Below are 26,443 nucleotides of genomic sequence, written 5' to 3' on the forward strand. Positions count from 1 at the left end.
AAATTTCTTTCAGAATCAATACAGAAAGATTTTGCATTATCTGCAATTGTTTTAATTTGTGACATCAAAAGTTTCTTTACCATTTGTGGTTTCATGTGCGCCTCCCTGAAATTTGTAAATATACTTACAATTTCAAGGGCCGCTTTCGCTACCTCTGAAAATAATCAGTAGCGAAAGCGGCCGCACTTTTCTGCATTAATGTCAACCCTTTATAGAAAAAAGACCCCTGCATCATTCCTGATGCAGAGATCTTTATACATCCCTCTTAACTTAATGACATTGGACATTGACATGCCTGGCTCTTTTGCTTAATAATTATCCTTATGAATCGAACACTAACTTATAAAATAACAACTGAATACGATGGATTTCAGATAGATAAATATCTTAAGGCTCAGGGATATTCTTCTGCCAATATCACCGCCATCAAAAAAATGCCTAATAACGTTGTAATTGACGGCGAGTGGGTTCATATGAATAGAAAGCTGTCTGCTGGCGAACTGCTGACAGTGAATATATCTGAAGAGGATTCTTCCGAAAAGATTCCTGCTGTTAAGATGGATTTAGATATTGTTTATGAAGACGAGGATATCATTGTAATTAACAAGCCTGCTGGACTTCCTATCCATCCTAGTCTTAATCATTATGAAGATTCTTTGGCCAACGGGCTGGCCTTTTATTATGAGTCCCAAGGTAAGCCTTTTATTTTCCGTTGTGCCAACAGATTAGATAAGAACACCTCTGGCCTTACTGTTATAGCCAAGCATTTGGTTAGTGCCAATTTAATATCTACAGCTGTTAAAAACAGACAGTTTCACAGGGAATACTACGCTATTGTAAGAGGTTCCTTAGAACAAAAGGAAGGTACTATAGATGCGCCTATTGGGCGTGTCGGAGAATCTATTATTACCAGACAGGTGGATTTTGAAAATGGCGAGCGTGCCGTTACCCACTATAAGGTTGTAGAGGAAATGAATGGGCATAGTCTTGTTTCCATACATTTGGAAACAGGGCGCACTCATCAGATTAGGGTGCACTTCAAATATATCGGTCATCCTCTGATTGGGGATTATTTGTATAATCCTGATTTTGAGTGGATGGATAGACAGGCGTTGCATTCACGTAGGATTGAGTTTGTGCATCCGATTACAAAAAAAGAGATGTCATTCACAGCAGATTTGCCAAGTGATATGGCTGCTGTATTAGACACCTCATCCGGTCCTTCGGACCACCTTCCCCTCAAGGGGAAGGCATTCAATTCATGATTTCCTTCAAACCTTCGTATTCGCGGTTTATCTCGGCCACGGTGGCGTTGTCGCCTGACTCGCCATCGGGATGATAAATCTTTATTAATTCCTTGTAACGCTTTTTAAGAGCCTTTTTATCAGAAACACCAGAAAAGAACATCTCTCCGTGGACGATGTTATCCTGCTCTCTATAAAGCTCTGGCTCCATGTTGTTGGACTGAACCTGTTCATAGAACTTCTTTTTGCGCTCAAATTGCAATTTATCATCAGCAAACTTCTTGGTTTCCTGAATCAGCAAATCCCATTTAAGTTCAAACTGCTTTTCTCTTTGTTCAAGAGCATGAATACGTGCCTCATACTCTCTTCTTTCCATTAGCAAATCGTTCCATGCTTTTTCTAACTCTTTATGTCGATCCTCAAGTGTTTGCATATCGATATTGCCTTGACATGATAGATCTTTTGCCATAGTAACTCTCCCGTATAACCCAATACCTAGTATATAGGACTATTAAACCAACTATATGTTGTATTCAAATCCCTACCTACACTGATTATACTAAACGCCTTTTGGATTGTAAAATAGAATATAAGCCTTATCTTTTGTACACAATGCCGGTATATGGAGTAAGCTCCACATGGAGATTACCTCCCTCAACATTTATATCGGTCGGCATGATTGAATACCCAACCTCATTTGTAAGAATAACTCTATCTAAAGTACAATTCATAGGCACACCAGCAATCCAAACTGGTATATCCACCGTTATGCTATTTCCATTAGAATTTATTACAACAATAATTTGCTCGTTAGATGTAAATCTGGCGTAGCTGATAAAGCCCTGTCCGCAATTCAGGAATCTAAATGAGCCTTCCTTGATGGAATGACTAAGCTTGTGAACCATTATCATATCTCTTGTAAAATCGATAAGATTGTAATCGCAATGTCCCCAAGGGAATGTACGGCGGCTATCAGGATCTGTAAAGCCACATACCCCTGCCTCGTCTCCATAATACAGGGTAGGAGCCCCTGGCCAGGTAAACTGTATCATTTCAGCCAGCTTCATAATAGGGATGCTTATGCCCTCCTCAGCGGCTCTGGCGCCCTTTGTTGCTATTCGTCCAACCACATGATTAGTACGTGTTAAAAACCTAGAGTGATCGTGGTTTGATAACTGATTCATGGAGCAATATAGCGATGGAGTCTTTAAGCGTGCCATAAAGTGTAGCATGGTATTCTTAAATCTCTCGCCATCTCCAATAGCACTTGGCTGGAATTCATCAGAATGCTTCTCCATTCCAGTTAAAAAGAATGTAAGTGGCTCCATAAATGCATCGTAATTCATAATGGTATCCCACTGGTCTCCTGCAAGCCATGCACTAGGGTTGCCATAGTGCTCTGCAAGTATGATGGCGTTACGATTAGCAGATTTAACCGCATTTCTAAAGTCTCTCCAGAATTTATGGTTAAATTCCTCAGAGTGGCCTAAATCTGCTGCCACATCAAGTCTCCAGCCATCGCAATTATAAGGTGGGCTTACCCACTTTTTACCTATCTCAAGGATATAATTGTAGAGCTTTTCTGACGCCTCATAATTAAGCTTTGGCAGAGTATCATGGCTCCACCAGCCATCATAGGATTTATTGTCAGGCCAGGTATCCTCGAAAAATCCAAAGAAATCATGGTATGGGCTATCCTTGCTTTCATAAGCACCAGGAGCGTAGCCCTCTTCCTTTGAATAAATCTTTTCTCTATTAAGCCATTTGTTAAAGGAACCACAGTGATTGAAAACACCATCAATAATTACTCGTATTCCTTTTTCATGGGCCTCTGTAACAAAGTCAGCAAAGAATTTATTGCTGGCTTCCAAATTTTCTTTATTTGTAACCCTCAGCTTGTATTTGCTGGCATGAGTGTTGTCATGGTCCCCATCTGCCAAGCATTCTCCGCCATCCTTCGTGATTACGGTAAGATGAGGATCTATATAATCATAATCAGATGTATCGTATTTATGATTTGATGGTGACACAAATAGAGGATTGAAATAAATCACCTCTACTCCAAGACTCTTCAGGTAATGAAGCTTTTGCCTTACACCCTCTAAATCTCCACCATAAAATCGTCCTATATCAAGATTTGCTGGTATGCTATCCCAATCTGTTACTCGCTGAACAGGAGCGCCTACATAATGATATTCGTTTGTCTCAACATCATTAGACTTATCCCCGTTGTAAAATCTATCCACAAGGATTTGGTACATAACTGCACCTTTTGCCCAAGCAGGTGTGGAAAACCCTGGCATAATTGAGAATTCATAATGCTCTCTCAAATCTCGCCACAAACCAACCCTATCGTAATAGTACATTCCATAATCGCCTACTATTTCAAAATGATATCTGAATTCCTTATCCTCTAGCTTGATATCGCAGGAATAATAATCGAATTCTCCTCTGGTACGCTCAAGGTGCATCTTCTTAGTAACTGACTGCTGCTTGGATACGATAAAGGCTTCTACTTCTTCCTGATGATATACTCTAAGCCTAATGGTAACTAAATCATAAGGATTTGGCTCTACTGGACTTCTATATTCTGCTGTTCCGTCTGAGTATATTGCTTGGATATTCATACGAGCTCCCCTTTGAATATTTTTAGATAGTAAAAAAGACAGCTACGATCGCTGTCTTTTTAGGAGAAGGTATTTTTACTATGGGGTTAGTAAAAATTATATAATGTATTGGGGGGTTTTTACGATGTTTATTATATGGCGATGCAACACTCAAGTGTGCACAAATATAACAAAACATCGTATCCATTTTTGTGCATATTGTACTAAACTCCCCGGATTATTCCTTCTACAGCGATTGTTTGCTAGTTTTCACTATCAAATAGTGCTTCGAATTCTTCTCTGCCAATTCTTTCATTCTCTATTAATAGATTAGCACATTTATGTAGTATCTGTTCATTATCTTTAAGAATTTTCACAGCTTTTTCATAACATTCATCGATGATGTTCTTAACCTCATCATCAATAGCCTTTGCTGTAGCATCGGAAAAGCCCTTTGTATGGGCAAGGTCACGACCTATAAATACTTCCTCGTCGTCATCGCCATAGTGAACCATGCCGATTGCCTTAGAAAATCCATATTTTGTAACCATATTTCTAGCCATTTGAGTAGCCTGCTTAATATCATTTGATGCACCAGTTGTAACATCGTCAAATATAAGCTCCTCTGCAACTCTACCACCTAATGAAACGATGATATTCTGGGTCATTTTGCCCTTTGTGTTAAACATATCATCATTTTCATCAATAGGCATTGTATAACCTGCTGCACTTGCGCCTGTAGGTATGATTGACACTGTGTATACAGGACCCACATCTGGAAGCACATGGAACAGGATAGCATGTCCAGCCTCGTGATAAGCAGTAATCTTCTTTTCCTTATCAGAGACCACTCTGCTCTTCTTTTCTTTACCAATTCCAACCTTGATAAAGGATTTCTTAATATCTTCTTGAATTATATAAGCTCTATCTTCACCTGCTGCAAGGATAGCTGCTTCGTTGAGAAGATTCTCCAGGTCTGCACCAGTAAAGCCTACAGTTGACTGGGCAACCTGCTTAAGATCAACATCCTCGCCTAATGCTTTGTTGGCAGCATGAACCTTAAGGATTTCCTCGCGTCCCTTTACATCAGGACGACCTACATATACCTTTCTATCAAAACGTCCCGGACGCATGATAGCCTGGTCTAGTATATCTACACGGTTTGTAGCAGCCATAACGATAATTCCTTCGTTGACGCCGAAACCGTCCATCTCTACAAGAAGCTGATTGAGTGTCTGCTCACGCTCATCGTGGCCGCCACCCATACCTGTACCTCTACGTCTTGCAACTGCATCTATCTCGTCAATAAATACGATACAAGGTGCGTTTTGCTTTGCTTCTGCAAACAAATCACGTACACGGGAAGCACCAACACCAACAAACATCTCTACGAAATCAGAACCTGAGATAGAGAAAAATGGCACTCCTGCCTCGCCTGCGATAGCCTTTGCAAGAAGTGTTTTACCTGTACCTGGAGGGCCTACTAAAATAACGCCCTTTGGAATACGAGCGCCCAAGCGTGTGTATTTACCTGGGTCTTTAAGGAAATCGACGAGCTCTTCAACCTCTTCTTTTTCCTCTTTTAAGCCTGCCACATCATCAAATCTGGTGTGTATATCTTCTTTACTGGTCATTTTGGCACGGCTCTTACCAAAATTCATCATCTTTGCATTAGCTCCACCGCCTGTTCCTGCGCTCTGAGCATTCATAAGCATCATAAAAAGTATAAATACTGCGCCAAGCACAACAAGCATGGGAAGAAGCTCGGATATCCAGCTATCATGAGGTACATCAGAAAGTGTGTAAGTAACCTTTGCGTCCTCAAGCAGCTTTTCCACTGATGTAACATCTGAAACGTACAGTGTGACTGTAGTTCCATCTGAAAGCTTGATATTAGCTGCGCCTGTAGGAACCTGCTCGTTCTGAGTAATATTAACTGATGTAACCTTACCATCCTTAAGAGCAGCTTTGAACTTTGTCATAGTGTAGCTAGCTGTATTTCTCCCCATGCTTGTGTAAAGAATTACAAGCACCACTGCTACAAATATGGCATAAATAATCATTCCTGAAGCTCTAGATTTCTTCAATTTTGCCTCCTAGTCTAATTCAACTACTCCAATATATGGGAGATTACGATATTTCTGATCATAGTCTAAGCCATATCCGATAACGAACTGGTCAGGAATAGTGAATCCTGTATAATCTACGTGCACGTCTACCTCTCGACGGTCTGGCTTGTCAAGCAATGTAGCCATGCGAACTGATTTTGCTCCACGGTCCTTGAAATACTGACCAAGGAAATTGAGAGTATTACCACTATCAATAATATCTTCAACGATGAGGACATTCTGTCCTGTTGGGTCTAAATCCAGCTCTTTTTTAAGCTTTACAACGCCTGTTGAAACAGTGCCGCCTTCATAGCTTGATGTAGCGATAAAATCCATAACAACTGGAACAGTTATACGCTTTGCAAGCTCACATGCAAACATAGCTGCACCCTTCAAAACACATACCAAAAATACAGATTCGCCTTCATAGTCCTTGCTAATCTGTGCTCCTAATTCTGAAATCCTTTCAGCCAATTCCTCTTCTGGTAACAGAACTTTAATGTTCTCACTCATTTTGTTATTCCTCCGTGTAACTTATCTCTAATACCCGAGTGGTATTTTCAGAAATCTTGTAATATTCGCTAACCCTGTGGCCTACTACCCACATAACATGATTTCCATCGCATACCAGTGGTACCTCATCACGTAAATGTCTAGGGATTTTCTCATCAACAAAATAATCTTGAATTGATTTGCGATTACCATCAGAATCGATGACAAGATAGTCCCCTTCAGCACGGGTTCTTATTACAATATTAGCCATTATTCTATCACAATCGAACCATTTCGTATAGGTTTCTTTAGGGTAATTCATGGCTCTTTCATAGGCAAATTCCCTGTATTCGAAATGGCCTTTTGTCTTTTCCTCATCCTTGTCGATAACGTATATTTTATCGTAGGAGATGATAAGCGTTTTCTTGTATGGAAGCTGTATCTGGCGTTCGCCCTCTTCGTTTAAAAGCTCTAGGATTGATTCGATATGTACTGCCGATACATCCTTCTGAAATGGCATAAATCCACTTAAATAATCCTTTAGAGCCTGACTTGCTATAACTCGTGGAGCAGTTGACAGAGCACGCTTTCTAAGGGAGCCGTCCTCTTCCTTTGCCATCTGTAGTAATCCGCTTGCCTCAAAGGATATGTAGTCTGCCACTTCCGATAGTCTTTCTGTCATGTCAAAAATATGATCTAGGGCCTTATCATTTATTTTATTAAGCTCCGGCATAATATTGTGCCTAATCCTGTTTCTATCGTAATCCACCTCTTGATTAGTGGCGTCGATGCAGTAGGCGATTCCATTGTCCTCTAAAAACTCAAGTATTTCCCCTTTAGGGACTGCCAAAAGCGGTCTGATGATGTCCCCTCTAACTGGGGCAATGCCGCACATGCCATCAAGCCCTGTACCCCTCGCCATGTGAAACAGAACTGTTTCAGCGTTATCATCGGCATTGTGGGCTACTGCTATTTTGGTATTTATTCCTGCATCCTTAAGAGAATTGGCCGCTTCTTCAAAAGCCTCATATCTGGCCATTCTAGCCTCTTCTTCTACCGACCTGCCACTTTCCTTAGCCATAGAAGGAATATCGATTCTATAAGCCTTTAAAGGCACCTCAAAGTCGTTGCAAAGCTGTCTGACGTATTCTTCATCCTCGTCAGCGTCCTTTCCACGTATCATGTGATTAATATGCACCGCATTGATGGTGAGTCCGTACTCTTCCTTTAGGGCTAAAAGCACAAAAAAGAGGCATACGGAATCCGGCCCACCTGACAGGCCAAGCACAACTCCGTCGCCTCTATTTAACATATTGTATTTATCAATATATTCTCTAATTTTCTTTTTCTTTAAAAATGATCCAATTGTCATGAGTCAAACCAAGCTTCTCTGAAGCTTCTTTTTCTATATATTCGTCACTTCCGACGTATTCTTCATCTTCTTTTAACTTATTCTGCTTTTGCTTTGCTGTTTCTAGCTGTTTTTCCAAAGCTTCCTCTGTGCGCTTATAATCCTGGTTCTTGCGATACAGATTGACCATCTGAACCGTCATGGCGCCAATCATGAAAAGCATGATTACAGCTACGTATATTCTACCTGTAGAGGTTTTCTTTCTTCTTCTAACTCTTCTTCCCTTTTTAGACATACTTAAATAGCTCCGCTGCTGCATCCTTTTTTGTTGTATCCTGGATATCCAGAACTTCTACTTTAACATTTTTGTTACCAAATGCTATTTCAATTATATCACCAATTTTGACGTCAGTGGAAGCTTTCGCAATTTTTCCATTAATTTGTACTCGACCGCTGTCGCATGCCTCGTTGGCTACGGTGCGTCGTTTTATAAGACGACTGACCTTTAAATATTTATCTAATCTCATTTTATCACCTCATCAGTCAGCTAAAGCTGACAGCTCTCTCCGCTCCCGCTCCGGTCGTTGCTAAACAGATGTCCACTGGACATCTAGCAACCCCTCAAGGGGAAGCCTTTAAAAAAGGGGCTCGGCATTGCCGAACCCCACCATCATCTAATAAAAGTCAAAAATATATTAGTTGATAGAATCCTTAAGAGCCTTACCAGCCTTGAACTTAGGAGCCTTAGATGCAGGAATCTTCATCTCTGCGCCTGTCTGTGGATTTCTACCTGTACGAGCTGCTCTCTCAGATACTTCAAAAGTACCAAAACCTACGAGCTGAATCTTCTCACCCTTCTTAAGTTCTTCAGCAACAACCTCTGTAAATGCCTTAACAGAAGCTTCTGCGTCCTTCTTAGAAATGTTAGCCTTGCTAGCGATAGCTGCTACTAATTCTGTCTTGTTCATTACTATTCCTCCTCGAGAATTTATTATAATTTATAGCTAGGAATCCCCTCAACTACAATATCCTTTATAATTGTTTTAACAATGCATGTCAACACGAAAACCCCAAAAAATCCCGATTTTATAAGGTTTTTATGGATTATTACAAATTTTTTGCATAATTTTTAAACATTATTACTATTTACAAACCCTTGATTTTTCGGGAAGTTCACATCTTTTTCACAAGTAAGCTAATTCATCAGATTGCTGATGAGGTCTGAAATTGTGGATAAATAATCGACTTCATAATCATATTTGTCTTTTATAGAGCTTCCAGCCGTTTCTTTTTCAGACGTATTCGGTCTATTTTCTGAAGTATTATTCACCTGATTTGATGTGTCTGTATTTTCTGTTTGAGGAGGATTTTCAGCCACAGATTCTGTAGATTCTCCATTATCCGACTCCATTGCAAGGGTAATTGTTGCAGATTCAGAATTTACAACCAACGTCTTATTCCAAGATGTATAACCTTCACATTGCACTACAAGTTTGTGAGCGCCATACTGTACATTCTGTGGTTCTGTAACATCCACCTGTTTTCCATCCAAAAATACGTAAGTATCTGGCACCGTAACCAGGAATGTAAGCAGGCAGAAGGATGGACCTTCACCCTTCAATTCCTCCAAATCAATAACTGTTGTGGCGTTTCTGGCAACGGAATACTCACCCGAACCGCCCCAGCCATTGTTGGCAACGGTAACATTATAGGTGCCTTCTGGTACCTCTATCAGCTCCTCGCCATACACGGTGGAAACAATCTTTTTTCCTATGAAAATCATACTGCCATCAAACAGGGAAGTATTAATTAATTTGAAATAGCCATGGCCGGTAGTTACTGCTATGGAAATAACTTCCTTATCCTGCCCTACAACAGTGATAATGTCATCCTCACCTATATCCGAAGCCTGAATCTTAAGATTATCCGAATAAACCTTGGTTTTATCGGTAATCTTATAATTCTTGCCATCGATTGTGATAAGGTTCCTATCGGCCTCTAGCTTATATTTGGAAATATCGTCAAAAATCCAAACATCCCCGCTCTTTTGGACAGATGCCAATGCGCCGGATGCTGGTAGAAAATCGCCGATGGTAACTACTGTGCCATTTGTAAAGCTGGCCCATACGCTATTTGTGCCAAATTTGTCCAAAAAACGTGTGGTCATATTGTAGTTGTATCGTATCTGCTTATCCTCATCCAGCGAATACAGGGAGATGGTTTCATCATTCATGTCAAGATTCTCCACGATATATAAAGAGGTATCCTTGATTTCAAGGTTTATCTCTTCATCCTGGGAATCCTCCGAAGCTTCCGCCTTCTCCTGCTTTAATGCCGAGCCTGTATGATTGGTAACAGTGGCATTATTTGGATGAGTACAAGCTGATAGTACCAACAGCGATACAATAGATATAAGTATTAAATTGATTGTTTTTGTTGTAAAAATCCCTCTCATAACATTATTGTAGCATATCTTTTACTCGATTTAGCAAATAATCTCTCTCATTAAGCTTTGGATTATCCACAACCTCGTCAAAAAGTGCCTTTAATATCTCCCCAATTTTTTGTCCCTGTGGGACTCCCATATCCAACAAATCCTTGCCGTTTATCTTTAAATCCTTGATTTTCAGGCAATCTCCCGCTGAGATGACCTGTCTGTAAACCTGCTCAAGCTCATCTATATAAGCAAGCTTTTCTTCCCGATGATACATGCTCTGTGCCAAACAATCGGCACGTTTAACAGCAAGCAGATCATCAAAATTATCCTGACCTACCCTGATAATCATTCTTCGAACATTACGCTCGTTTATTTCCGGCCTGTCATCATGATTCTTAACCAGATTGCAAACCCTATCGATGGTGTCATTGTCAAACTTAAGACGTCTAAGAACGGTGCGAGCCATTTCAGCCCCCTTCACAGGATGCAGCTTAAAATGGTCCTGTCCCTTTTCGTCGGTAGTCTTGCAGGCTGGCTTGGCCACATCATGAAGCAGCATGGTAAGGCGAATCGCCTTGTCTGCCGGCGAAAGGCACATAGCCTTAACGGCGTGCTCTCCAACTGTGTACATGTGATGCTTGTTGTTCTGTGGGCACTCCATCATCACATTAAGCTCTGGGAAGAACACCTTTGAAAGACCTGTGTTATACACTTCCCTGATTCGCTCTGGATGGTCTGATGTTACAAGCTTGACCATTTCTACCTGGATACGCTCTGCGCTGATTCTATCTAAGGTTGGCGCAAGCTTACAGATAGCCTGATAAGTAGCTGGCTCTATTTCAAAGCCCAGCTGAGCTGAAAAACGCAAAGCTCTAAGCATACGAAGCGCATCCTCTGTGAAGCGTTCTGTAGGATTGCCTACAGCCCTGATGATGCCTGCCTCCAAATCCTCCTTGCCACCAAACAAATCCACAAGTCCGTTGCTCTCATTGTAGGCCATAGCGTTGATGGTGAAATCTCTGCGTTTAAGGTCTTCCTCCAACGAAGCTGTAAATGTGACCTCCTTAGGGTGGCGGCCATCCTCGTATTTGCCATCCACGCGATAGGTGGTAACCTCGTAACCAACGCCATGCATAAGTACAGTGACAGTACCATGCTCAATTCCGGTATCAAAAGTTCTATCAAAAAGAGACTTTACCTGTTCTGGCAAAGCCGATGTTGTGATATCCCAATCGTGTGGAATTTTCCCTAGAATGCAGTCACGGACACAGCCGCCTACTGCATAGGCTTCGTGTCCGTTAGATTCTAAAATATTTATTATTTTTGAAACGTCTGCTGGTAAATTCATATTAATAAGCTTTACCCCAATATACTAATTTCTTAGCTGGCTTGCCGCAACATGCACATACATCAGAAATGTGTTCCTGATCATTGAATGGCATACAACGTGAAGTTACAGCTAAATCCTCTTTAATCTTGTTCTCGCAAGCTACATCGCCGCACCACATTGCACGAATGAAGCCTGGCTTGTTGTTAGCGATTTCTGTGAACTCAGCGTAGTTGTGAGCATCCCAGATATGGCTATCGCGGTGAGCCTTTGCTCTTTCAAACATATCCTTCTGGATAGTCTCAAGAAGCTCTGCTACCTTTGTCTCTACCTGATCAAGTGGGCACTCGATTTTCTCACGTGTATCACGGCGAACAAGTACGCACTTGCCTGCCTCGATATCCTTTGGTCCAAGCTCTACACGAACAGGGATACCGCGCATCTCTGCCTCAGAGAACTTCCAACCTGGTGACTTGTCTGAATCATCAAGCTTAGCACGCATTGTCTTACCAAGGCGTTCACAAACCTCGCCTGCCTTCTCAAGTACGCCTTCCTTCTTCTGCTGAATAGGAATAACTACTACCTGTGTAGGTGCGATACGTGGTGGAAGTACAAGACCTGAATCATCACCATGTACCATAATAATAGCACCGATAAGACGTGTGGTCATGCCCCAAGATGTCTGGTGAACATACTGAAGCTGATTGTTCTTATCTGTGTACTGAATACCAAATGGCTTAGAGAAGTTCTGTCCAAAGTTGTGTGATGTACCAGACTGTAAAGCCTTACCATCATGCATGAGTGCTTCGATTGTGTATGTAGCCTCTGCTCCGGCGAACTTTTCCTTATCTGTCTTCTGTCCACGAACTACTGGCATAGCAAGTACTTCTTCGCAGAAATCTGCATAAAGATTGAGCATCTGCACTGTACGTGCCTCTGCTTCCTCTGCTGTAGCATGAGCTGTGTGACCTTCCTGCCATAAGAACTCACGTGAGCGAAGGAATGGACGTGTTTCTTTCTCCCAACGAACTACTGAGCACCACTGGTTGTAAACCTTTGGTAAATCTCTGTGAGAGTGAATAATATCTTTATAGAAATCACAGAAAAGAGTCTCAGATGTAGGACGAACGCAAAGGCGCTCCTGAAGCGGGTTAAGACCACCATGTGTAACCCATGCTACTTCTGGTGCAAATCCCTCAACATGATCCTTCTCAACCTGAAGAAGACTCTCAGGAATGAACATCGGCATGTACACGTTCTGTACTCCTGTTTCTTTGAATCTTCTGTCTAACTCGTGCTGGATGTTTTCCCAAATAGCATAACCATCGGGCTTGATAATCATGCATCCTTTTACTGATGAATATGCAATCAAATCAGCCTTAACAACAACATCGGTATACCATTGTGCGAAATCCTCTGACATAGAGGTAATCGCTTCTACCAGCTTTTTTTCCTGTGCCATTTTAATCTCCTTATCTATTTTCAAAATATACTAACTACAGTTAGCTCTCCCATTTTAATACAAATAACAAAACAAGTCCACCCCTTCATAGAGGTGGACTTGCTATTATTTCAGATATAATTCTTCAAAACGTTTAACTGGCAGTGGCCTGTCGAAATAGTAGCCCTGGAGATAATCTGCCCCAGTGCCTGTCAGATACTCTACCTGCTCTAAGGTCTCAACTCCCTCGATAATTACAAGCATATCAAGAGCTTTAGCCAGGCTGATGATTGTATTAACAATCTTTCGGCCCTTCTTAGCGTTTCTATCCATCGAAAGAAATGCCATATCCATCTTCAAGATATCTGCTGGCACCTCTTTAAGCATGTTAAGAGATGAATAGCCGCTTCCGAAATCATCTATCTCAATTAGGAAGCCGTAGCTCTTCAATGAATTAAGGATTTCAATCTGGCGCTCCTTTTCATTCATGAAGACTGATTCGGTAATCTCAAGCTTTAATCGTTTTGGATCGATTCTATATTTTTCAACAAGGCCAACAAGAGTCTCATATAAATCTATATAGTAGAAATCCTTGACGGATATATTCACTGAAAGAGATAAATCAGTCTCTCCAAAGGAGGTCCAGTATGCAATACGCTTAACTGCCTGCTCCCAAATGTATATATCAAGCTTGTATATATAGCCTGTCTTTTCAAGAAGCGGAACAAATGATGCCGGCGCGATGATTCCTCTATCTGGATGAATCCAGCGGACAAGGGCTTCTGCAATAACAACCTTTTTATCCATATTTACAACAGGCTGTAGGAACATTGCGAACTGGCCTGTCTGTAAAGCCTCTTCAAATTCAGCGATAATCTTTTGCTCGGTAAGATACTCGTGGCGAAGCATATCGCCATAGTATGCAATGGAATTCTTAAAGCTGTCTTTGATTGAATCGATTGCAAGGAATGCACCGTCAACCATTGATATAACAGGGGCTTCCCTATCAAAGATATCATAAACGCCTACAAGAATAACCATTCTATAATGAGCATTGCTTAGATAGTTACTTACCTTATTCATGCCCGTCATGAAAAGCTCTTCAGTATATCTTCTCTTTGGCATCAATACCGCAAATCTATCAGCCTCCAGCCTTGCAAATGTTGATCCTGGCTGAATCTTTTCTCTGATTGTGTCTGCACATCGAATCAAAAGATTATCAGCCTCTTCTTGTCCGAATATATCATTTACAAGCTTAAAGCCCTTGATATTACAGCAAACCATGATGTACTCAACACCCACATTTTTATGAAGAAGCTCCCTAACCTCTTCGAAAAATGCTTCTCTGTTTAGAGCACCGGTAAGACTATCGTGACTACTACGATATTTTTCCTCTTCATAGGCTATAAAATCACCTGTAACATCATAGAAGGAAAAATAACAGCCGCAATAATAACCGCGTTTATCGTAAATCTTGTTGAAGTGAACATCGTACCTGTATTCATCTCCATTTAGATTGTAAAGTTCATTAAAGCTGGTGTTTGAAATGGAATTGGCATCTCTTCCCTCTTTCCACTTCCTAAATCGTTCCTCATATACACGCTTGTCACCTGTAGGCGAAAACATTCTATTTGCAAACTGATTTGAATAGATGCAATTATCATTTTCGTCGAAGGAAATAAGAGCGCAATCCATTCTTTCGGTGATGGTTGTAAGCATGTATTCCACGAAAGTCTTTGGATTGTAAAGCAACGAATAATAACCAACAAAAACCGCGCCAACCGCATAAAAGCAAATTGAAACATCCACTGGAAAATCAAAAAACAGATACAATACGTTCAGGAAAATAATTCCCAGAAACATAATCAGTACAGATGAATACCTGCTTCGGTGAAATCCGCTGGTTAGAATGGTTTTCTTTAGAAAGATTACCATTATCATGGCCACCATGATGTAGCAAAATACCAAGTGGACATAGTAATAATCATTCAAATGAAATGAGTAAAACCATTCATTATGATTTAAGTGCTTAATATCGAGCCAAAAAGCATGGTGCCATTTCATATTAGTAAACAAGCTAATGTTGTCAAAAGCAGCTATCGTGGTGGTAAACACTGGAGATGCATAGGTTTCCTGCCATATTTTGGTGTATTGTCTTGCGTAAAACAAGAAACTTATCAATATCCAATCTATACCCGCAAAATATATAATGTATCCATACTCGGCCTGCCGGATATTATGAGTAGCAATAGCATAGGTATACCCCAGACAAGTTATGATTGCCACTACAAACAACTGAATAATAGCTATGCTCAGCTTACTATTTTTAATTTTATGCTGCGTTCCGATATAAACTGCACATGCCAATAAGATAAATGCAGTAATCATGAACAGTAGAATATAAAACCTAATCAAAAGATGCCCCCTTAATTTATCCAGCTATTCTACTGTCTACAAAATCTTCTCCCTTAGGCTTGATATCAAATCCCATTCTTTCCCCCGTGACAGGATGATTAAAGCCAATATAATGCGAACAAAGAGCAAGATTATGTCCCGTAGAAACTCCACCGTATTTAACATCTCCGATAATAGGCGCAGTACGGCTAGCTAGTTGGATTCTAATCTGATGATGTCTTCCTGTGTAAAGGTCTATATCTAAGAGCTTTCTATCGTCCCATTCCTCCACAACTCTATATCTAAGGACCGCCTTCTTTGCACGTGGGTCAGACTCCTTAACCACCTTAGATAAGTTTGTTCTGTTATCCTTTACGAGGAAATCAGTCAGCTCACCTTCATTTGGAAATGCCTCTCTGCTGATAATAGCATAATATTTCTTTTTAAAGGTGTGCTCTGTAATCTGTTTTGTCAGCTTGTTTGCTGCATCAGCTGTTTTGGCGAATACCATAACACCTTCAACTGGCTGGTCCAGTCTATGTACCACGTGTGCTGTAGGCTTTTCATTTTTTGATGCAAGATAGTTGTTCACAAGGCTCAACATATCCTGCTCGCCAATATTTTTTGTCTGAGTTGCAACGCCTGCTGGCTTGTAGCATACAATGATGCTTTCATCTTCAAATAATACGTCCATAATTATTACCCTCCCCTAAAAGGTATATATGTATATTATAACTAAATTACGCCTAGCTTGCTAGAGTAATTCATTAGATAGTGGAGGAGGGGGTTCTGTCACAGAGATTCCCGCGAAGCCTTTAGTTTCGTTGGTTTCCAAAATAAAAAACCTACAGACAGTTTATCTGTAGGCTTTTACTTCTATATAACATTTTTGATTATTTAATACTTTCCAAAATCCTATCTGTAATACACTGGTAAGTTAAATCATTTGGGTGGATTGCCACAGGTGGAAAATCTATTTTGTGGAGCTTTCCATCATCGCCATAAACTTTATCGCCTACAAATGACTGATATTTTTTGTTTGTACGGATGTCTGAGATGTCTATATATGTGCAATTCTGTCGGGTTGCAACATTAATCTTCATAGCATCGCGGCCAGGGTATACCCAAAAATCGCCAACGAGCACAATCTTTGCATTAGGTTGTTTAGCCTTAACATATTGAACCAGTTGTTCGTAGTCTGCTTCAAATGTTGCTGTGCTCTTTGCATTTTCCCCAAGTTGAATAACCACCAGGTCATAATCATTTTCCAAAATGCCATCTATCTTTGGAAGAGCTATGCCGCGGACATTTTTTCTTTCCCATACTGAATAAGAAATAATATCATAATCAACTGCGTTGTATGTCTCTTTTAGTCCTGCAACAACTTTATGAACATAATCATTTTCTGCAGTAGAAGCTGCCATTCCCCAACTGCCCCACCAATAATCACACACAGGATGCCATGTGATAGAGTTTCCTATAAACAGTGCAGAATAATCTGCATTTTCCACTTCATTCTCTTGATATAAAAAGAAATCATACGCTTCATTTGGTACATAAGTAGAAGCATCCGCCTTAATAGATGTAGTTCCTACTGTTGCTAGAATAGCTAACGCCATTACGGCTCTCATAACCTTTTTATTCATTTCCATTGCCTAATAGTTATATTTCCCTGACACATCCTTGTAAAACAAGGTTAATATAACATTTCCTTTCAAACGTTATCATACTCCCACTTCAATCAAGATGTCAATCATCTATAACATGAATAATTTGTGATATCAATCATTTGTGTGTATTATCATCTAATTTTTTCTAACATCTAAAAAAGGCAAAAAAATCCCCTCAGTATCAAACTGAAGGGAATGTAAACATTATACTTTGAAGCGGTAGCCTACGCCCCAAATAGTTTCTATGTATTGAGGCTTCGATGTGTTTAGCTCAATCTTCTCACGAATCTTATTTACGTGCACTGTTACTGTGGAGATGTCTCCGATAGATTCCTCTCCCCAAAGAGTTTCAAAAAGCTGCTCCTTAGAGTAGATTACGTTAGGATTCTCTGCCAGGAATGTGAGTAAATCAAATTCCTTTGCGGTGAAAATCTTTTCTTCACCGTTAATCCATACGCGACGGCTGGCCTTGTCGATTCTAAGGCCACGGATGCTGATTTCGTTCTTTTGGATTGCAGGAGACTGAACCAGTCTTTCATATCTGGCCAGATGTGCCTTTACGCGGGCAACAAGCTCACTTGGCGAAAATGGCTTGGTGATGTAATCATCTGCCCCAAGGCCAAGGCCCCTGATTTTATCGATTTCTTCCTTCTTGGCTGTAACCATAAGGATAGGAACATTTTTCACCTCACGGATGCGCTTGCAAAGCTCAAAGCCGTCTATTCCAGGAAGCATTAAATCCAGGATATACATGTCGTAGTTTCCAGCTAAAGCCTTCTGTAGGCCCTTCTCGCCGTCTGCCTCTATATCCACCTCAAAATTTGAAAGCTCTAAGTAATCCTTCTCAAGCTCTGCAATTGCTTCCTCATCTTCGATGATTAATATCCTACTCATTTACGACCTCCTCATTTTCAATGAATTTTCTAATAACGAAATACATGGTTGTGCCTTCGTTTTCCTTGCTGGTAACCCAAATCTTACCACCGTGGTCCTCTATGATTTTCTTTACTATTGAAAGACCAATCCCGCTACCGCCTGCTGCAGAATTGCGGGAAGTGTCGGCACGGTAAAATCTATCAAAAACATATGGCAGGTCATGGGTTGCAATGCCCTTGCCATTATCTGAAATCTCTATCTGAACAAAATCGCCTACATCCTTAAGAACTATGCCAACGCGGGATGCCACATCAGCTCTCATGTATTTAACTGAATTGCTGACGATGTTGTGGATGATACGCCCAAGCTGCTCTGGGTCTGCGATTATCAGCACGTCAGGGTCTACAAAATTGGCATAATCAAGTCTAATGTGCTGATTTTCCAAATCCATTCCCAATTCTTCGATACAATCCTCAAAGTATGCGTGAAGATTTAGCTTCTGGAAATTGTATGGGATTTTGTTGGTGTCAATGTTGGAATACAGTGTAAGCTCGTTGATGAGAGTGTTCATCTCTGCCGCCTTGTTGTATATGGTGCGGATGTATTTTTCCTGTTTTTCTGGTGTATCCGCCACTCCATCAAGCATGCCTTCTGCATAACCCTTTATGGCTGTGATTGGAGTCTTAAGGTCATGGGCGATGTTTGAAATCAGCGCTCGCTGTTCGGCCTCATCCTCTAATCTGTCCTTGGCATTATTCTTAAGACGGATTCGCATATCTTCAAAAGCATTACATAGTTCGCTCATCTCGTCTTTGCCTGTTGATGCCACGCTGAAATCCAGATTGCCCTCTTTGATATTGTTAGCAGCTGCCTTAAGAAGCTTCAGCTGTGGGGCAATACCTCTATAAATCCATACAACCATGATGATTGCAGTCAATATCAAGATAACAAACTCTGCCACGCAAAAATTCAACACCAGCTGGTCAAACTTTCCCGCCTCATCCATGTAGTTTTTCACTGAATTGATGATTTCGTTGGTAAGTATTTGTTCCTCTGTGGCTTCCTTTACGATACCCTTTAATCCAAGCATAAGAGAACTAAAGATAGCTACGGGGACTATTGTGATTATTAAGAATGATATTATAAGTCGGTTTTTTAGTTTCATACACACCTCATCCACCGCTAAAGCGGTCCCCCTTGTCTCGCCTCCCGGCTCGGTCGTTGCTAAGCAGGCTCCACTGGAGCCTAGCAACCCTCAAGGGGAAGGCTATAATAAAAGCAGCCACGCTACGTGACTGCTTATATTATAGCATACCTGCCAATATTAAAGATATTTCTTTAATGCATCCACCTTATCTGTGTGCTCCCAAGGTAAATCAACATCTGTACGGCCGAAGTGACCATAAGCTGCTGTTGGGCGGTAGATTGGACGACGAAGGTCGAGCATCTTGATGATTCCTGCTGGACGAAGATCGAAGTTCTCGCGAACGATTTCGATAATCTTTTCATCTGAAAGCTTTCCTGTGCCGAATGTGTCTACCATGATAGATGTAGGCTCTGCAACGCCGATAGCGTATGAAAGCTGAATCTCACACTTATCAGCAAGACCTGCTGCAACGATGTTCTTTGCAACGTAACGTGCTGCATAAGCACCTGAGCGGTCTACCTTTGTGCAATCCTTACCTGAGAATGCACCGCCGCCGTGGCGAGCGTATCCACCGTAAGTATCAACGATAATCTTACGGCCTGTAAGACCGGCATCACCGTGTGGTCCACCAATAACGAAACGGCCTGTTGGGTTGATGAAGAACTTTGTCTTGTCATCAATCATCTCCTTAGGGAGAACTGGGTCGAATACATATTTCTTGATGTCTGCGTGAATCTGTTCCTGAGTAACATCTTCATCATGCTGAGTAGATAAAACTACAGCCTCAAGTCTAACTGGCTTGCCAGCCTCGTCATACTCTACAGATACCTGTGTTTTGCCGTCTGGGCGAAGGTACGATAATGTACCATCCTTGCGGACATTGGTAAGCTGAAGAGCAAGTCTATGAGCAAGAGAAATAGGATAAGGCATGAGTTCTTCTGTTTCGTTAGTAGCGTAACCGAACATCATACCCTGGTCACCAGCACCTGTATCTAAATCATCTGCTAGTGAACCTTCCTTTGCCTCAAGAGCCTTGTCAACACCCATAGCAATGTCAGCGGATTGTTGATCAAGAGCGACCATAACAGCGCAAGAGTTTCCATCGATGCCTTTCTTTCCATCGTCATAACCGATTTCAAGAAGAGTCTTGCGAACAATAGCTGGAACATCAAGCTGTGCCTTTGTTGTGATTTCTCCTGTTACAAGAACAAATCCTGTACATGAAGCAGTCTCACAAGCAACACGGCTCATTGGATCTTCAGCTAGGCAAGCATCGAGGATGGCATCAGATACGGCATCACATACCTTATCTGGATGACCTTCTGTTACTGACTCTGAAGTAAAAAGTAACTTTTCCATTTTTTGACTCTCTTTCTGTAAAAATAAAAATAGTTGCCTAAGCTTATCTAGTATATCGTCATTATGTCTTTTCTTCAATATACAACTTAAAATTTTTGTTAGCAATGAAGACACGGAATTTTCAGAATTTTTATCGTTTCATATAGTATATTTTCTGTTAGAATTTAGATATACAATACACATTCGGCTATTTATTAGACATTAAAATAAGGGTTGATGATTTATGATTACTTTAACTGTGGACAATTTAACACCAGGAATGATTGTGGCATCTCCTATCGTCACTAAACGTGGGCAAACTATTTCAAAACCAGGGGAGAAGCTGACGCCTCAGCTTATAGCCAAGCTTTCTTTTTATAAAATAGACGTTGTAACTGTTGAGGGCCAGGCCTCTGCACCTGTGGATACAGATATAGAACCTAGCAAGCCTGCGCCAAAGGAGGAAAAGAAGGAAAAAGCTGAAGAAACAAAGCCTGCTCCTAAACCAAAGGAAGAATCCCGCGTAAGCGACCAAATCACATACACGCAGCGCCTAAAGCAATCCAGCCATTTTCAGAAATTCCAATCAGATTACGCAATTAACATCGCTAATCTAAAGGATCATTTCAATGCTATCATAGACGGCGGAAATGCAGACTGCTGCGCTGACCTGCTAGAGCAATGCGAAGCCCTATTCAAATCAAAAACAAATTTGGAGCTTTTCGACATGCTTGCCAACATGCGAAATCTGGAGGACCCAATTTATTCTCATTCATTAAATGTAGGTCTGATTTCCCGCGCTATTGGCAAGTGGCTTCGCCTTCCAAAGGCTGATTTAAACACCCTTACACTGGCTGGGCTTTTGCATGATATAGGAAAAACACAGATTCCAGAAGATATTTTAAATAAGCCAGGTAAATATACAGACGAAGAATTCGCCACCATGAAGACTCACCCACTTTTAGGTAAAAAGATTCTTAACGGCAAGGGCTTTGACGCAAGAATCCTTTCTGCCGCTCTTCAGCATCATGAAAGAAGTGACGGAAGCGGTTATCCAAGAGGCCTTATGGAGGATGAAATAGATGATTTCGCCGCAATTGTTGCTATTGCAGATGTTTATGATGCCATGACTTCTGCCAGAGCCCACCGCGACCCACTATGCTCCTTCCAGGTTATCAGTCAGTTTGAAAAGGATGGTTTGAACAAATATCACACCAAGTATGTACTTACATTTTTGGAGCATATTGCAAACACCTACAACAACAGCCGTATCATGCTCAATAACGCAAAAACAGGCCGCGTGGTCTACATCAATAAGAGTAACCTTTCACGACCTGTTATTCAGCTGGACTCAGGTGAGATAATCAACCTGGCCGACAATATTCACAATGATATTTTTATCAAATCTATTCTCTAAAGGCTTCGTCTATTCGGCTTCTTAATCCTGAATAGCGTTTAGCCTGAGAAGTATTATCAACCATTGAATAAAACACATTTGCGTCGCCTACCATGGTGACGCATTTTTTTGCCCTGGTGATTGCTGTGTACAGGATATTTCTGTTCATCAGCATCTTTGGGCCTTCCATTATGGGCATTACAACAGCTGGATATTCCGAACCCTGAGACTTGTGAATAGTGATTGCATAGGCAAGCTCAAGCTCATCTAGGCTGGCAAATGGATAAACCACTTTTTTGCCTTCTTCGTACTCAACAGTGATTGTCTTTGCCCAATCATTTATATCCTTGATGATTCCCACATCACCGTTAAACACGCCAACTCCCTTTTCAATAGCGATGTTATAGTTTCCAGTAACCTCCCATTCAAGCTGATAGTCGTTACGAATCTGCATAACCTTATCGCCCTCGCGGAAGATTCTGGTGTCCCCACTCCATTCCTTTTTCTTAGGAGATGGTGGATTAAGGAAATTTTGCAAAATGCCATTTAATCGTTCAACGCCTATCAAGCCCTTTCGTGTTGGGGTTAATACCTGAATCTCGCTGATTCCCGCATCTACGTATTTAGGCATTTTATCTCTAACCAATGTAAGCATTACCCTGATGATGGTATCTGCGTCATCCCTCTTTAAAAAGAAGAAATCCTTTGATTTGTTATCAAGCTCTACATGCTCACCCTGATGAATCTTATGGGCGTTCATGACGATGTCACTTTCCTGAGCCTGGCGGAAAATCTTTTCCAAGGTAACTGATGCGAAATGGCCGGATGCCAATATATCCTTCAGCACATTTCCTGGGCCTACGCTTGGAAGTTGGTGCTCATCTCCTACGATGATAAGTCTTGTTCCTGGGGAGATGGCCTTCAAAAGAGCGTACATCAACGACACATCTACCATGGACATCTCATCGATAATAATAACGTCGCACTCTAATGGATTATCCTCGTTGCGTTCGAATCTGGCAAAGGATGTGTTATCGTCATCATCGCTGATGTTTCCTGTTACCTCTAGCATTCGGTGAATGGTTCTGGCTTCATAGCCTGTAGCCTCACTCATTCTTTTTGCGGCACGGCCCGTTGGAGCAGCTAGGAAGATGTTGTAATTCTCTTCCTCGAACAGCTTAATCATGGTGGTGATTGTGGTAGTCTTTCCTGTACCTGGACCACCAGTTAGAATAAAGAAGCCTCTTTCAGCTGCTGCAATTACTGCATTCTTCTGCAGCTCATCCAGCTCTATCTCCTCTTCCAGTTCGATTCGTCGGATGGTGTTTGCTAAATCCTCTTTATCCACCTTGTATGTAACATCCAGCTCCTTCAGCATACCAGCAATGGATTCCTCCATCCTGTAGAAGGATCTGGAATAAACCTGGCTTTCTTCCTCATCCTTTTTGATGATGAGCTTTCTATCCATGGCAAGATTCAAAATTTGCGCATGAATGGAATCCTGGTCTACCCCCAGCAAATCCTGGGACATCCTGGTAAGAGTCTCTATAGGCAGATAGGTATGTCCCATGCCAGCCCCCTGACTTAGGATGTACTGAACGCCGCCCTTTATTCTGAACTCCGAATCAACCTTGATGCCAACCTGACTGGCTATTTCATCTGCGGTCTTAAAGCCGATGCCCGAAATTTCATCTGCCAGCTTGTATGGGTTAGATTGGATTACATTGTAGATTTCGTTTCCAAATCGATTATAGATTTTGATTGCCTTGTTGCCGTGCAATCCGAATCTATCAAGAAAAATCATGGCATTTCTAATATCCTTTGCACCAACAATCTGGTCGGATATCTCCATAGCCTTATTTATTGAAATGCCTTTTACCTCTGCAAGGCGCTCTGGCTCTTCTTCAATAATTCTGAAAGTATCATCACCAAACAGCTTGATAATTCTAGCAGCCAGCTTAGGGCCGATTCCCTTGATAGCTCCCGAACCTAAATATCTTTCCATAGAAATTGTGTCCGTAGGTGCAACTGCCTCATAGCTCACCGCCTTAAACTGTTTTCCATAGGTAGGATGATCTACATAATCACCTCTCAGCAAGAGGTTTTCCCCTTCGCCTACTGTTGGGAAAATACCTGTGCAGGTAATCAGAAATTCATCTACTACGAAATCCAGCACAGTATAGCCATTATCAGCATTTCTATATATTATGTTTTCTACGTATCCTGTTATTTCTTCCATAGTGTATATAATAGCATAAAAAAAGCCGCGTTACACTTTTGAGTAACACGGCTTTTAGATATTTTACTATGCTCTTATTGATTGAACAGTTGAAGCATTTGACTGGGCAATATCATCTGAAACCTTTGCATTGTCGAGGCCCGCCGCCTCTGTAGGCGCACCTGATGTTCCTGTGATACCATAGTTTCGCATAATCTGGTCTACAAAATCATCAGTTAAATCACCGCCGATTTGATCTACTAGCTGAGAAGCGATTTCGGTTATAGCCTTATCCATATACAAATCCTTGTACATGCCCATGGTATCGCTCTTATCTTCCTCACCCACTACAGATTCCTTCATCTGCTTGATGACCTTTTCCACCATGAAGGTTTCGAAGCCCTTTACGGCATTTTCGATTTCCTCACGTGATGAATCCTTAGAAATACCACCGATTGACTTGGCTGTTGCTTCTGCCATTGCCTTGTTTTGGTTTGCATACTGCGTCTGCAAATACGTGCTTGTTCCTAAAACATCCATTTTCCTATCCCCCTGTTAATAGTTTACTTTATCTCTTCAGGTTATTAGCCTGCTCCAGCATTGTATCTGAAGTGGTAATAGCCTTTGAATTCATTTCATATGCACGCTGTGAAATAATTAGATTAACCATTTCGTCAGCTACATTTACATTTGAGCCTTCCAGATAATTCTGAAAGACCTTACTTCTTGTAACACCCTGAGTGTTCCATTCACCCATTGGCTCACCTGATGCCACACTTTCATCGTAGAGGTTTTCCCCTATCTTCTCAAGTCCGACTCTATTTGCGAACTGGTAAATCGCAATGTTTTGACCAGTTGGAACATCTCGGCCTTGAGCATTTCTAAGTGTTACCTGCAATGTATCAGGATTAACCTTGAAGCCCTCTGTTCCGGCAGTTCTTGGTATTGTGATAGCACGACCACCCTGATCAAGGACTCTATAGCCCTCTGCTGTTGTAAGAGTTCTGGAACCATCTGCCTCTGTAGACCAGCCGAAGTTACCATTTCTTGTATAATGAATCTCCTCACCCTCCTGCACTGCAAAGAAGCCATCACCGGTGATGCACATTGCGGTGTTACTATCGTTTGCAAGCTGGGCTCCCTGTGTGAAATTAGAATTAAGAGATGCTACTCTTGTTCCTAGTCCCACCTGAGCGCTGGTTGGCTTTGTCTCGCCCTGAGCATTTGTGCTTGGCGACTGCATTGTCTGGTACAACAAAGTCTTAAACTGTGTGCTCTGGGATTTGTATGCTGTAGTGTTTACATTTGCTAAGTTATTTGCAATTGTATCAACTGATACTTGCTGGCCCTTCATACCTGAAGCACCAGACCACAATGCTCTCATCATAATTTCTGTACCCCCATGGTCTTTGGCTCGCCTGTTACGCTCTCAAGCCTAATTATTTCCTTCGTCGACTAGATGTCTCCTTCGGAATTAATTATGCTTGATAGCTACAGGCTATCTTTACTTTTATCTTACAGAACCTACGTTATTTACGGTTTTGTCTAGAGTCGCGTCTTCGGTTTGGATCATTTTTTGGCCGGCCTCGTAGGCGCGGGCTATTTGGATCATGCTTACCATTTCGTCTACTACGTTGACGTTGGAGGACTCTAGCATTCCCTGCTCCATATAGGCTTCGCTTTCTATAATCTGGCCTCCATCAATTAAATCATATAGATTCTCACCGTATTTATTGATGTAGTCGTAATCTGCTATATCTACAAGTCCGATGGTGTCCACCTCTTGCATATTCTGGGTTATGGTTCCATCCTTTGCGATGGAATATTTCAAGTTTGGATCAATCTGTACGTAGGAATCCTCGCCCAATGTAGAATTAAGGGCTGCATCCTGATTCAGTACGTAATCACCATCCGATGTTCTAAGGAATCCCTCGCTATCTACTGTGAAAGCTCCATCTCTTGTATATTTAATAGAAGTTTCTCCTGCCTTGTTTGTAAAGGCAATTGCGAAAAAGCCTCGTCCAGCAATGGCTACATCGGAATCCTTGTCGGTGATTTGGAAGGCTCCCTGGTCCCAATTGGTATAGGTCTCACCAATCTTCGCACCAAGAGAGATATATCCAATATCCTCTGGCATGTTGTTAAGTGCCGATGTATCCTTGATTTTGATTGCAAGTCTTTCGTCAAAGGCCTGCGCAACCATCGCTTCCTTCTTATAGCCTGTCGTTGCTGAGTTTGCGAGGTTGTTAGTCATAACATCCATTCGCCTCTGCTCGTTTACCATTCCGGTATAGGCTGTGTATAGTCCTTTTACCATGGCGCCCCCTTAATTTGCTAGCTTACAATACTCTCCATCTCATATATCGGACACCTATAAATAAAATTAACCCCTCTTATG

At 41.4% G+C, this 26,443-nt stretch carries 23 protein-coding genes; 2 read left to right on the forward strand and 21 right to left on the reverse strand.

Annotation, left to right across the window (positions count from 1 at the left end):
• Window positions 1–323: 323 nt before the first annotated feature.
• Window positions 324–1,265 carry an RluA family pseudouridine synthase gene (locus BM097_RS10525; RefSeq protein ID WP_090549173.1) on the forward strand — a complete coding sequence of 314 codons (942 nt, stop codon included), beginning with the start codon at window positions 324–326 and terminating at the stop codon, window positions 1,263–1,265.
• On the opposite strand, the gene BM097_RS10530 is transcribed toward BM097_RS10525, so the two are convergent.
• From BM097_RS10530 to metK, 17 genes are all read right to left on the reverse strand, one after another.
• Window positions 1,255–1,713 (reverse strand): hypothetical protein, encoded by a 459-nt coding sequence (locus tag BM097_RS10530; protein WP_090549176.1) that lies wholly within the window; start codon window positions 1,711–1,713, stop codon window positions 1,255–1,257. The genes BM097_RS10525 and BM097_RS10530 overlap by 11 nt on opposite strands.
• 127 nt (window positions 1,714–1,840) lie before the next feature.
• Window positions 1,841–3,871, reverse strand: coding sequence for a glycoside hydrolase family 13 protein (locus tag BM097_RS10535; RefSeq protein WP_090549179.1), 2,031 nt, complete (start codon window positions 3,869–3,871; stop codon window positions 1,841–1,843).
• Window positions 3,872–4,113: 242 nt separating this feature from the next.
• A complete protein-coding gene (ftsH, locus tag BM097_RS10540; RefSeq protein ID WP_090549322.1) occupies window positions 4,114–5,913 on the reverse strand; it encodes an ATP-dependent zinc metalloprotease FtsH in 1,800 nt (599 codons plus the stop codon).
• 33 nt (window positions 5,914–5,946) lie between these two features.
• A complete protein-coding gene (gene hpt / locus BM097_RS10545) occupies window positions 5,947–6,471 on the reverse strand; it encodes a hypoxanthine phosphoribosyltransferase (RefSeq protein ID WP_090549180.1) in 525 nt (174 codons plus the stop codon).
• A 4-nt stretch (window positions 6,472–6,475) separates the two neighbouring features.
• Window positions 6,476–7,822, reverse strand: a complete 1,347-nt coding sequence (gene tilS, locus BM097_RS10550; protein WP_090549185.1) for a tRNA lysidine(34) synthetase TilS — start codon at window positions 7,820–7,822, stop codon at window positions 6,476–6,478.
• Complete coding sequence (locus BM097_RS10555) at window positions 7,785–8,096, reverse strand: FtsB family cell division protein (RefSeq protein WP_177197437.1); 312 nt, start codon at window positions 8,094–8,096, stop codon at window positions 7,785–7,787. The genes tilS and BM097_RS10555 overlap by 38 nt, the downstream gene beginning before the upstream one ends.
• Window positions 8,089–8,328 carry an RNA-binding S4 domain-containing protein gene (locus BM097_RS10560; protein ID WP_028242908.1) on the reverse strand — a complete coding sequence of 80 codons (240 nt, stop codon included), beginning with the start codon at window positions 8,326–8,328 and terminating at the stop codon, window positions 8,089–8,091. Before BM097_RS10560 ends, BM097_RS10555 begins: the two co-directional genes overlap by 8 nt.
• A 168-nt stretch (window positions 8,329–8,496) precedes the next feature.
• Window positions 8,497–8,769 carry an HU family DNA-binding protein gene (locus BM097_RS10565; RefSeq protein ID WP_028234604.1) on the reverse strand — a complete coding sequence of 91 codons (273 nt, stop codon included), beginning with the start codon at window positions 8,767–8,769 and terminating at the stop codon, window positions 8,497–8,499.
• Between the two features lie 227 nt (window positions 8,770–8,996).
• Entirely contained in the window at window positions 8,997–10,256 is a 1,260-nt protein-coding gene (locus tag BM097_RS10570) for a hypothetical protein (RefSeq protein WP_090549191.1), read from the reverse strand.
• Window positions 10,257–10,260: 4 nt separating this feature from the next.
• Entirely contained in the window at window positions 10,261–11,592 is a 1,332-nt protein-coding gene (locus tag BM097_RS10575) for a CCA tRNA nucleotidyltransferase (RefSeq protein ID WP_090549194.1), read from the reverse strand.
• Window positions 11,588–13,027, reverse strand: a complete 1,440-nt coding sequence (gene proS / locus BM097_RS10580; protein ID WP_090549197.1) for a proline--tRNA ligase — start codon at window positions 13,025–13,027, stop codon at window positions 11,588–11,590. Before proS ends, BM097_RS10575 begins: the two co-directional genes overlap by 5 nt.
• Before the next feature lie 105 nt (window positions 13,028–13,132).
• Window positions 13,133–15,421, reverse strand: coding sequence for an EAL domain-containing protein (locus BM097_RS10585; protein ID WP_143084981.1), 2,289 nt, complete (start codon window positions 15,419–15,421; stop codon window positions 13,133–13,135).
• Window positions 15,422–15,437: 16 nt separating this feature from the next.
• Complete coding sequence (locus tag BM097_RS10590; RefSeq protein ID WP_090549203.1) at window positions 15,438–16,094, reverse strand: RluA family pseudouridine synthase; 657 nt, start codon at window positions 16,092–16,094, stop codon at window positions 15,438–15,440.
• Between the two features lie 199 nt (window positions 16,095–16,293).
• Window positions 16,294–17,046 (reverse strand): SGNH/GDSL hydrolase family protein, encoded by a 753-nt coding sequence (locus BM097_RS10595; protein ID WP_177197439.1) that lies wholly within the window; start codon window positions 17,044–17,046, stop codon window positions 16,294–16,296.
• Window positions 17,047–17,274: 228 nt separating this feature from the next.
• On the reverse strand, window positions 17,275–17,964 hold the full coding sequence (locus BM097_RS10600) for a response regulator transcription factor (protein ID WP_028242903.1): 690 nt from the start codon (window positions 17,962–17,964) through the stop codon (window positions 17,275–17,277).
• A complete protein-coding gene (locus BM097_RS10605; protein WP_090549209.1) occupies window positions 17,957–19,111 on the reverse strand; it encodes a sensor histidine kinase in 1,155 nt (384 codons plus the stop codon). The genes BM097_RS10600 and BM097_RS10605 overlap by 8 nt, the downstream gene beginning before the upstream one ends.
• Window positions 19,112–19,270: 159 nt before the next feature.
• Window positions 19,271–20,452 carry a methionine adenosyltransferase gene (gene metK, locus BM097_RS10610; protein ID WP_028242901.1) on the reverse strand — a complete coding sequence of 394 codons (1,182 nt, stop codon included), beginning with the start codon at window positions 20,450–20,452 and terminating at the stop codon, window positions 19,271–19,273.
• Window positions 20,453–20,675: 223 nt separating this feature from the next.
• Between metK and BM097_RS10615 the strand changes: the two genes are divergently transcribed.
• Entirely contained in the window at window positions 20,676–21,848 is a 1,173-nt protein-coding gene (locus BM097_RS10615; RefSeq protein ID WP_090549212.1) for an HD-GYP domain-containing protein, read from the forward strand.
• Here BM097_RS10615 and recD2 read toward each other — a convergent pair.
• From recD2 to BM097_RS10635, 4 genes are all read right to left on the reverse strand, one after another.
• Complete coding sequence (recD2, locus tag BM097_RS10620; protein WP_177197440.1) at window positions 21,838–24,066, reverse strand: SF1B family DNA helicase RecD2; 2,229 nt, start codon at window positions 24,064–24,066, stop codon at window positions 21,838–21,840. The two genes, BM097_RS10615 and recD2, sit on opposite strands and share 11 nt — an antisense overlap.
• A 66-nt stretch (window positions 24,067–24,132) precedes the next feature.
• Window positions 24,133–24,585, reverse strand: a complete 453-nt coding sequence (locus tag BM097_RS10625) for a hypothetical protein (protein WP_090549217.1) — start codon at window positions 24,583–24,585, stop codon at window positions 24,133–24,135.
• Between the two features lie 28 nt (window positions 24,586–24,613).
• Window positions 24,614–25,432 (reverse strand): flagellar hook-basal body protein, encoded by an 819-nt coding sequence (locus tag BM097_RS10630; protein ID WP_090549220.1) that lies wholly within the window; start codon window positions 25,430–25,432, stop codon window positions 24,614–24,616.
• A gap of 123 nt (window positions 25,433–25,555) precedes the next feature.
• A complete protein-coding gene (locus BM097_RS10635) occupies window positions 25,556–26,362 on the reverse strand; it encodes a flagellar hook-basal body protein (protein ID WP_090549223.1) in 807 nt (268 codons plus the stop codon).
• Window positions 26,363–26,443: the final 81 nt, after the last annotated feature.

Origin of the sequence: Pseudobutyrivibrio sp. OR37, assembly GCF_900113655.1 — a bacterium.
In the GTDB taxonomy this organism is placed as follows: Bacteria; Bacillota; Clostridia; order Lachnospirales; family Lachnospiraceae; genus Pseudobutyrivibrio.

Bases quoted from the DNA above. Each gene is read 5' to 3' on its own strand.
- ftsH (WP_090549322.1), bottom strand. From the start codon at position 5,913: ATGATTATTTATGCCATATTTGTAGCAGTGGTGCTTGTAATTCTTTAC.
- recD2 (WP_177197440.1), bottom strand. From the start codon at position 24,066: ATGGAAGAAATAACAGGATACGTAGAAAACATAATATATAGAAATGCT.
- BM097_RS10595 (WP_177197439.1), bottom strand. From the start codon at position 17,046: ATGAATAAAAAGGTTATGAGAGCCGTAATGGCGTTAGCTATTCTAGCA.
- BM097_RS10535 (WP_090549179.1), bottom strand. From the start codon at position 3,871: ATGAATATCCAAGCAATATACTCAGACGGAACAGCAGAATATAGAAGT.
- BM097_RS10625 (WP_090549217.1), bottom strand. From the start codon at position 24,585: ATGGATGTTTTAGGAACAAGCACGTATTTGCAGACGCAGTATGCAAAC.
- BM097_RS10605 (WP_090549209.1), bottom strand. From the start codon at position 19,111: ATGAAACTAAAAAACCGACTTATAATATCATTCTTAATAATCACAATA.
- BM097_RS10630 (WP_090549220.1), bottom strand. From the start codon at position 25,432: ATGATGAGAGCATTGTGGTCTGGTGCTTCAGGTATGAAGGGCCAGCAA.
- proS (WP_090549197.1), bottom strand. From the start codon at position 13,027: ATGGCACAGGAAAAAAAGCTGGTAGAAGCGATTACCTCTATGTCAGAG.
- hpt (WP_090549180.1), bottom strand. From the start codon at position 6,471: ATGAGTGAGAACATTAAAGTTCTGTTACCAGAAGAGGAATTGGCTGAA.
- BM097_RS10555 (WP_177197437.1), bottom strand. From the start codon at position 8,096: ATGTCTAAAAAGGGAAGAAGAGTTAGAAGAAGAAAGAAAACCTCTACA.
- metK (WP_028242901.1), bottom strand. From the start codon at position 20,452: ATGGAAAAGTTACTTTTTACTTCAGAGTCAGTAACAGAAGGTCATCCA.
- BM097_RS10570 (WP_090549191.1), bottom strand. From the start codon at position 10,256: ATGAGAGGGATTTTTACAACAAAAACAATCAATTTAATACTTATATCT.
- BM097_RS10615 (WP_090549212.1), top strand. From the start codon at position 20,676: ATGATTACTTTAACTGTGGACAATTTAACACCAGGAATGATTGTGGCA.
- BM097_RS10560 (WP_028242908.1), bottom strand. From the start codon at position 8,328: ATGAGATTAGATAAATATTTAAAGGTCAGTCGTCTTATAAAACGACGC.
- BM097_RS10525 (WP_090549173.1), top strand. From the start codon at position 324: ATGAATCGAACACTAACTTATAAAATAACAACTGAATACGATGGATTT.
- BM097_RS10590 (WP_090549203.1), bottom strand. From the start codon at position 16,094: ATGGACGTATTATTTGAAGATGAAAGCATCATTGTATGCTACAAGCCA.
- tilS (WP_090549185.1), bottom strand. From the start codon at position 7,822: ATGACAATTGGATCATTTTTAAAGAAAAAGAAAATTAGAGAATATATT.
- BM097_RS10530 (WP_090549176.1), bottom strand. From the start codon at position 1,713: ATGGCAAAAGATCTATCATGTCAAGGCAATATCGATATGCAAACACTT.
- BM097_RS10565 (WP_028234604.1), bottom strand. From the start codon at position 8,769: ATGAACAAGACAGAATTAGTAGCAGCTATCGCTAGCAAGGCTAACATT.
- BM097_RS10600 (WP_028242903.1), bottom strand. From the start codon at position 17,964: ATGAGTAGGATATTAATCATCGAAGATGAGGAAGCAATTGCAGAGCTT.
- BM097_RS10635 (WP_090549223.1), bottom strand. From the start codon at position 26,362: ATGGTAAAAGGACTATACACAGCCTATACCGGAATGGTAAACGAGCAG.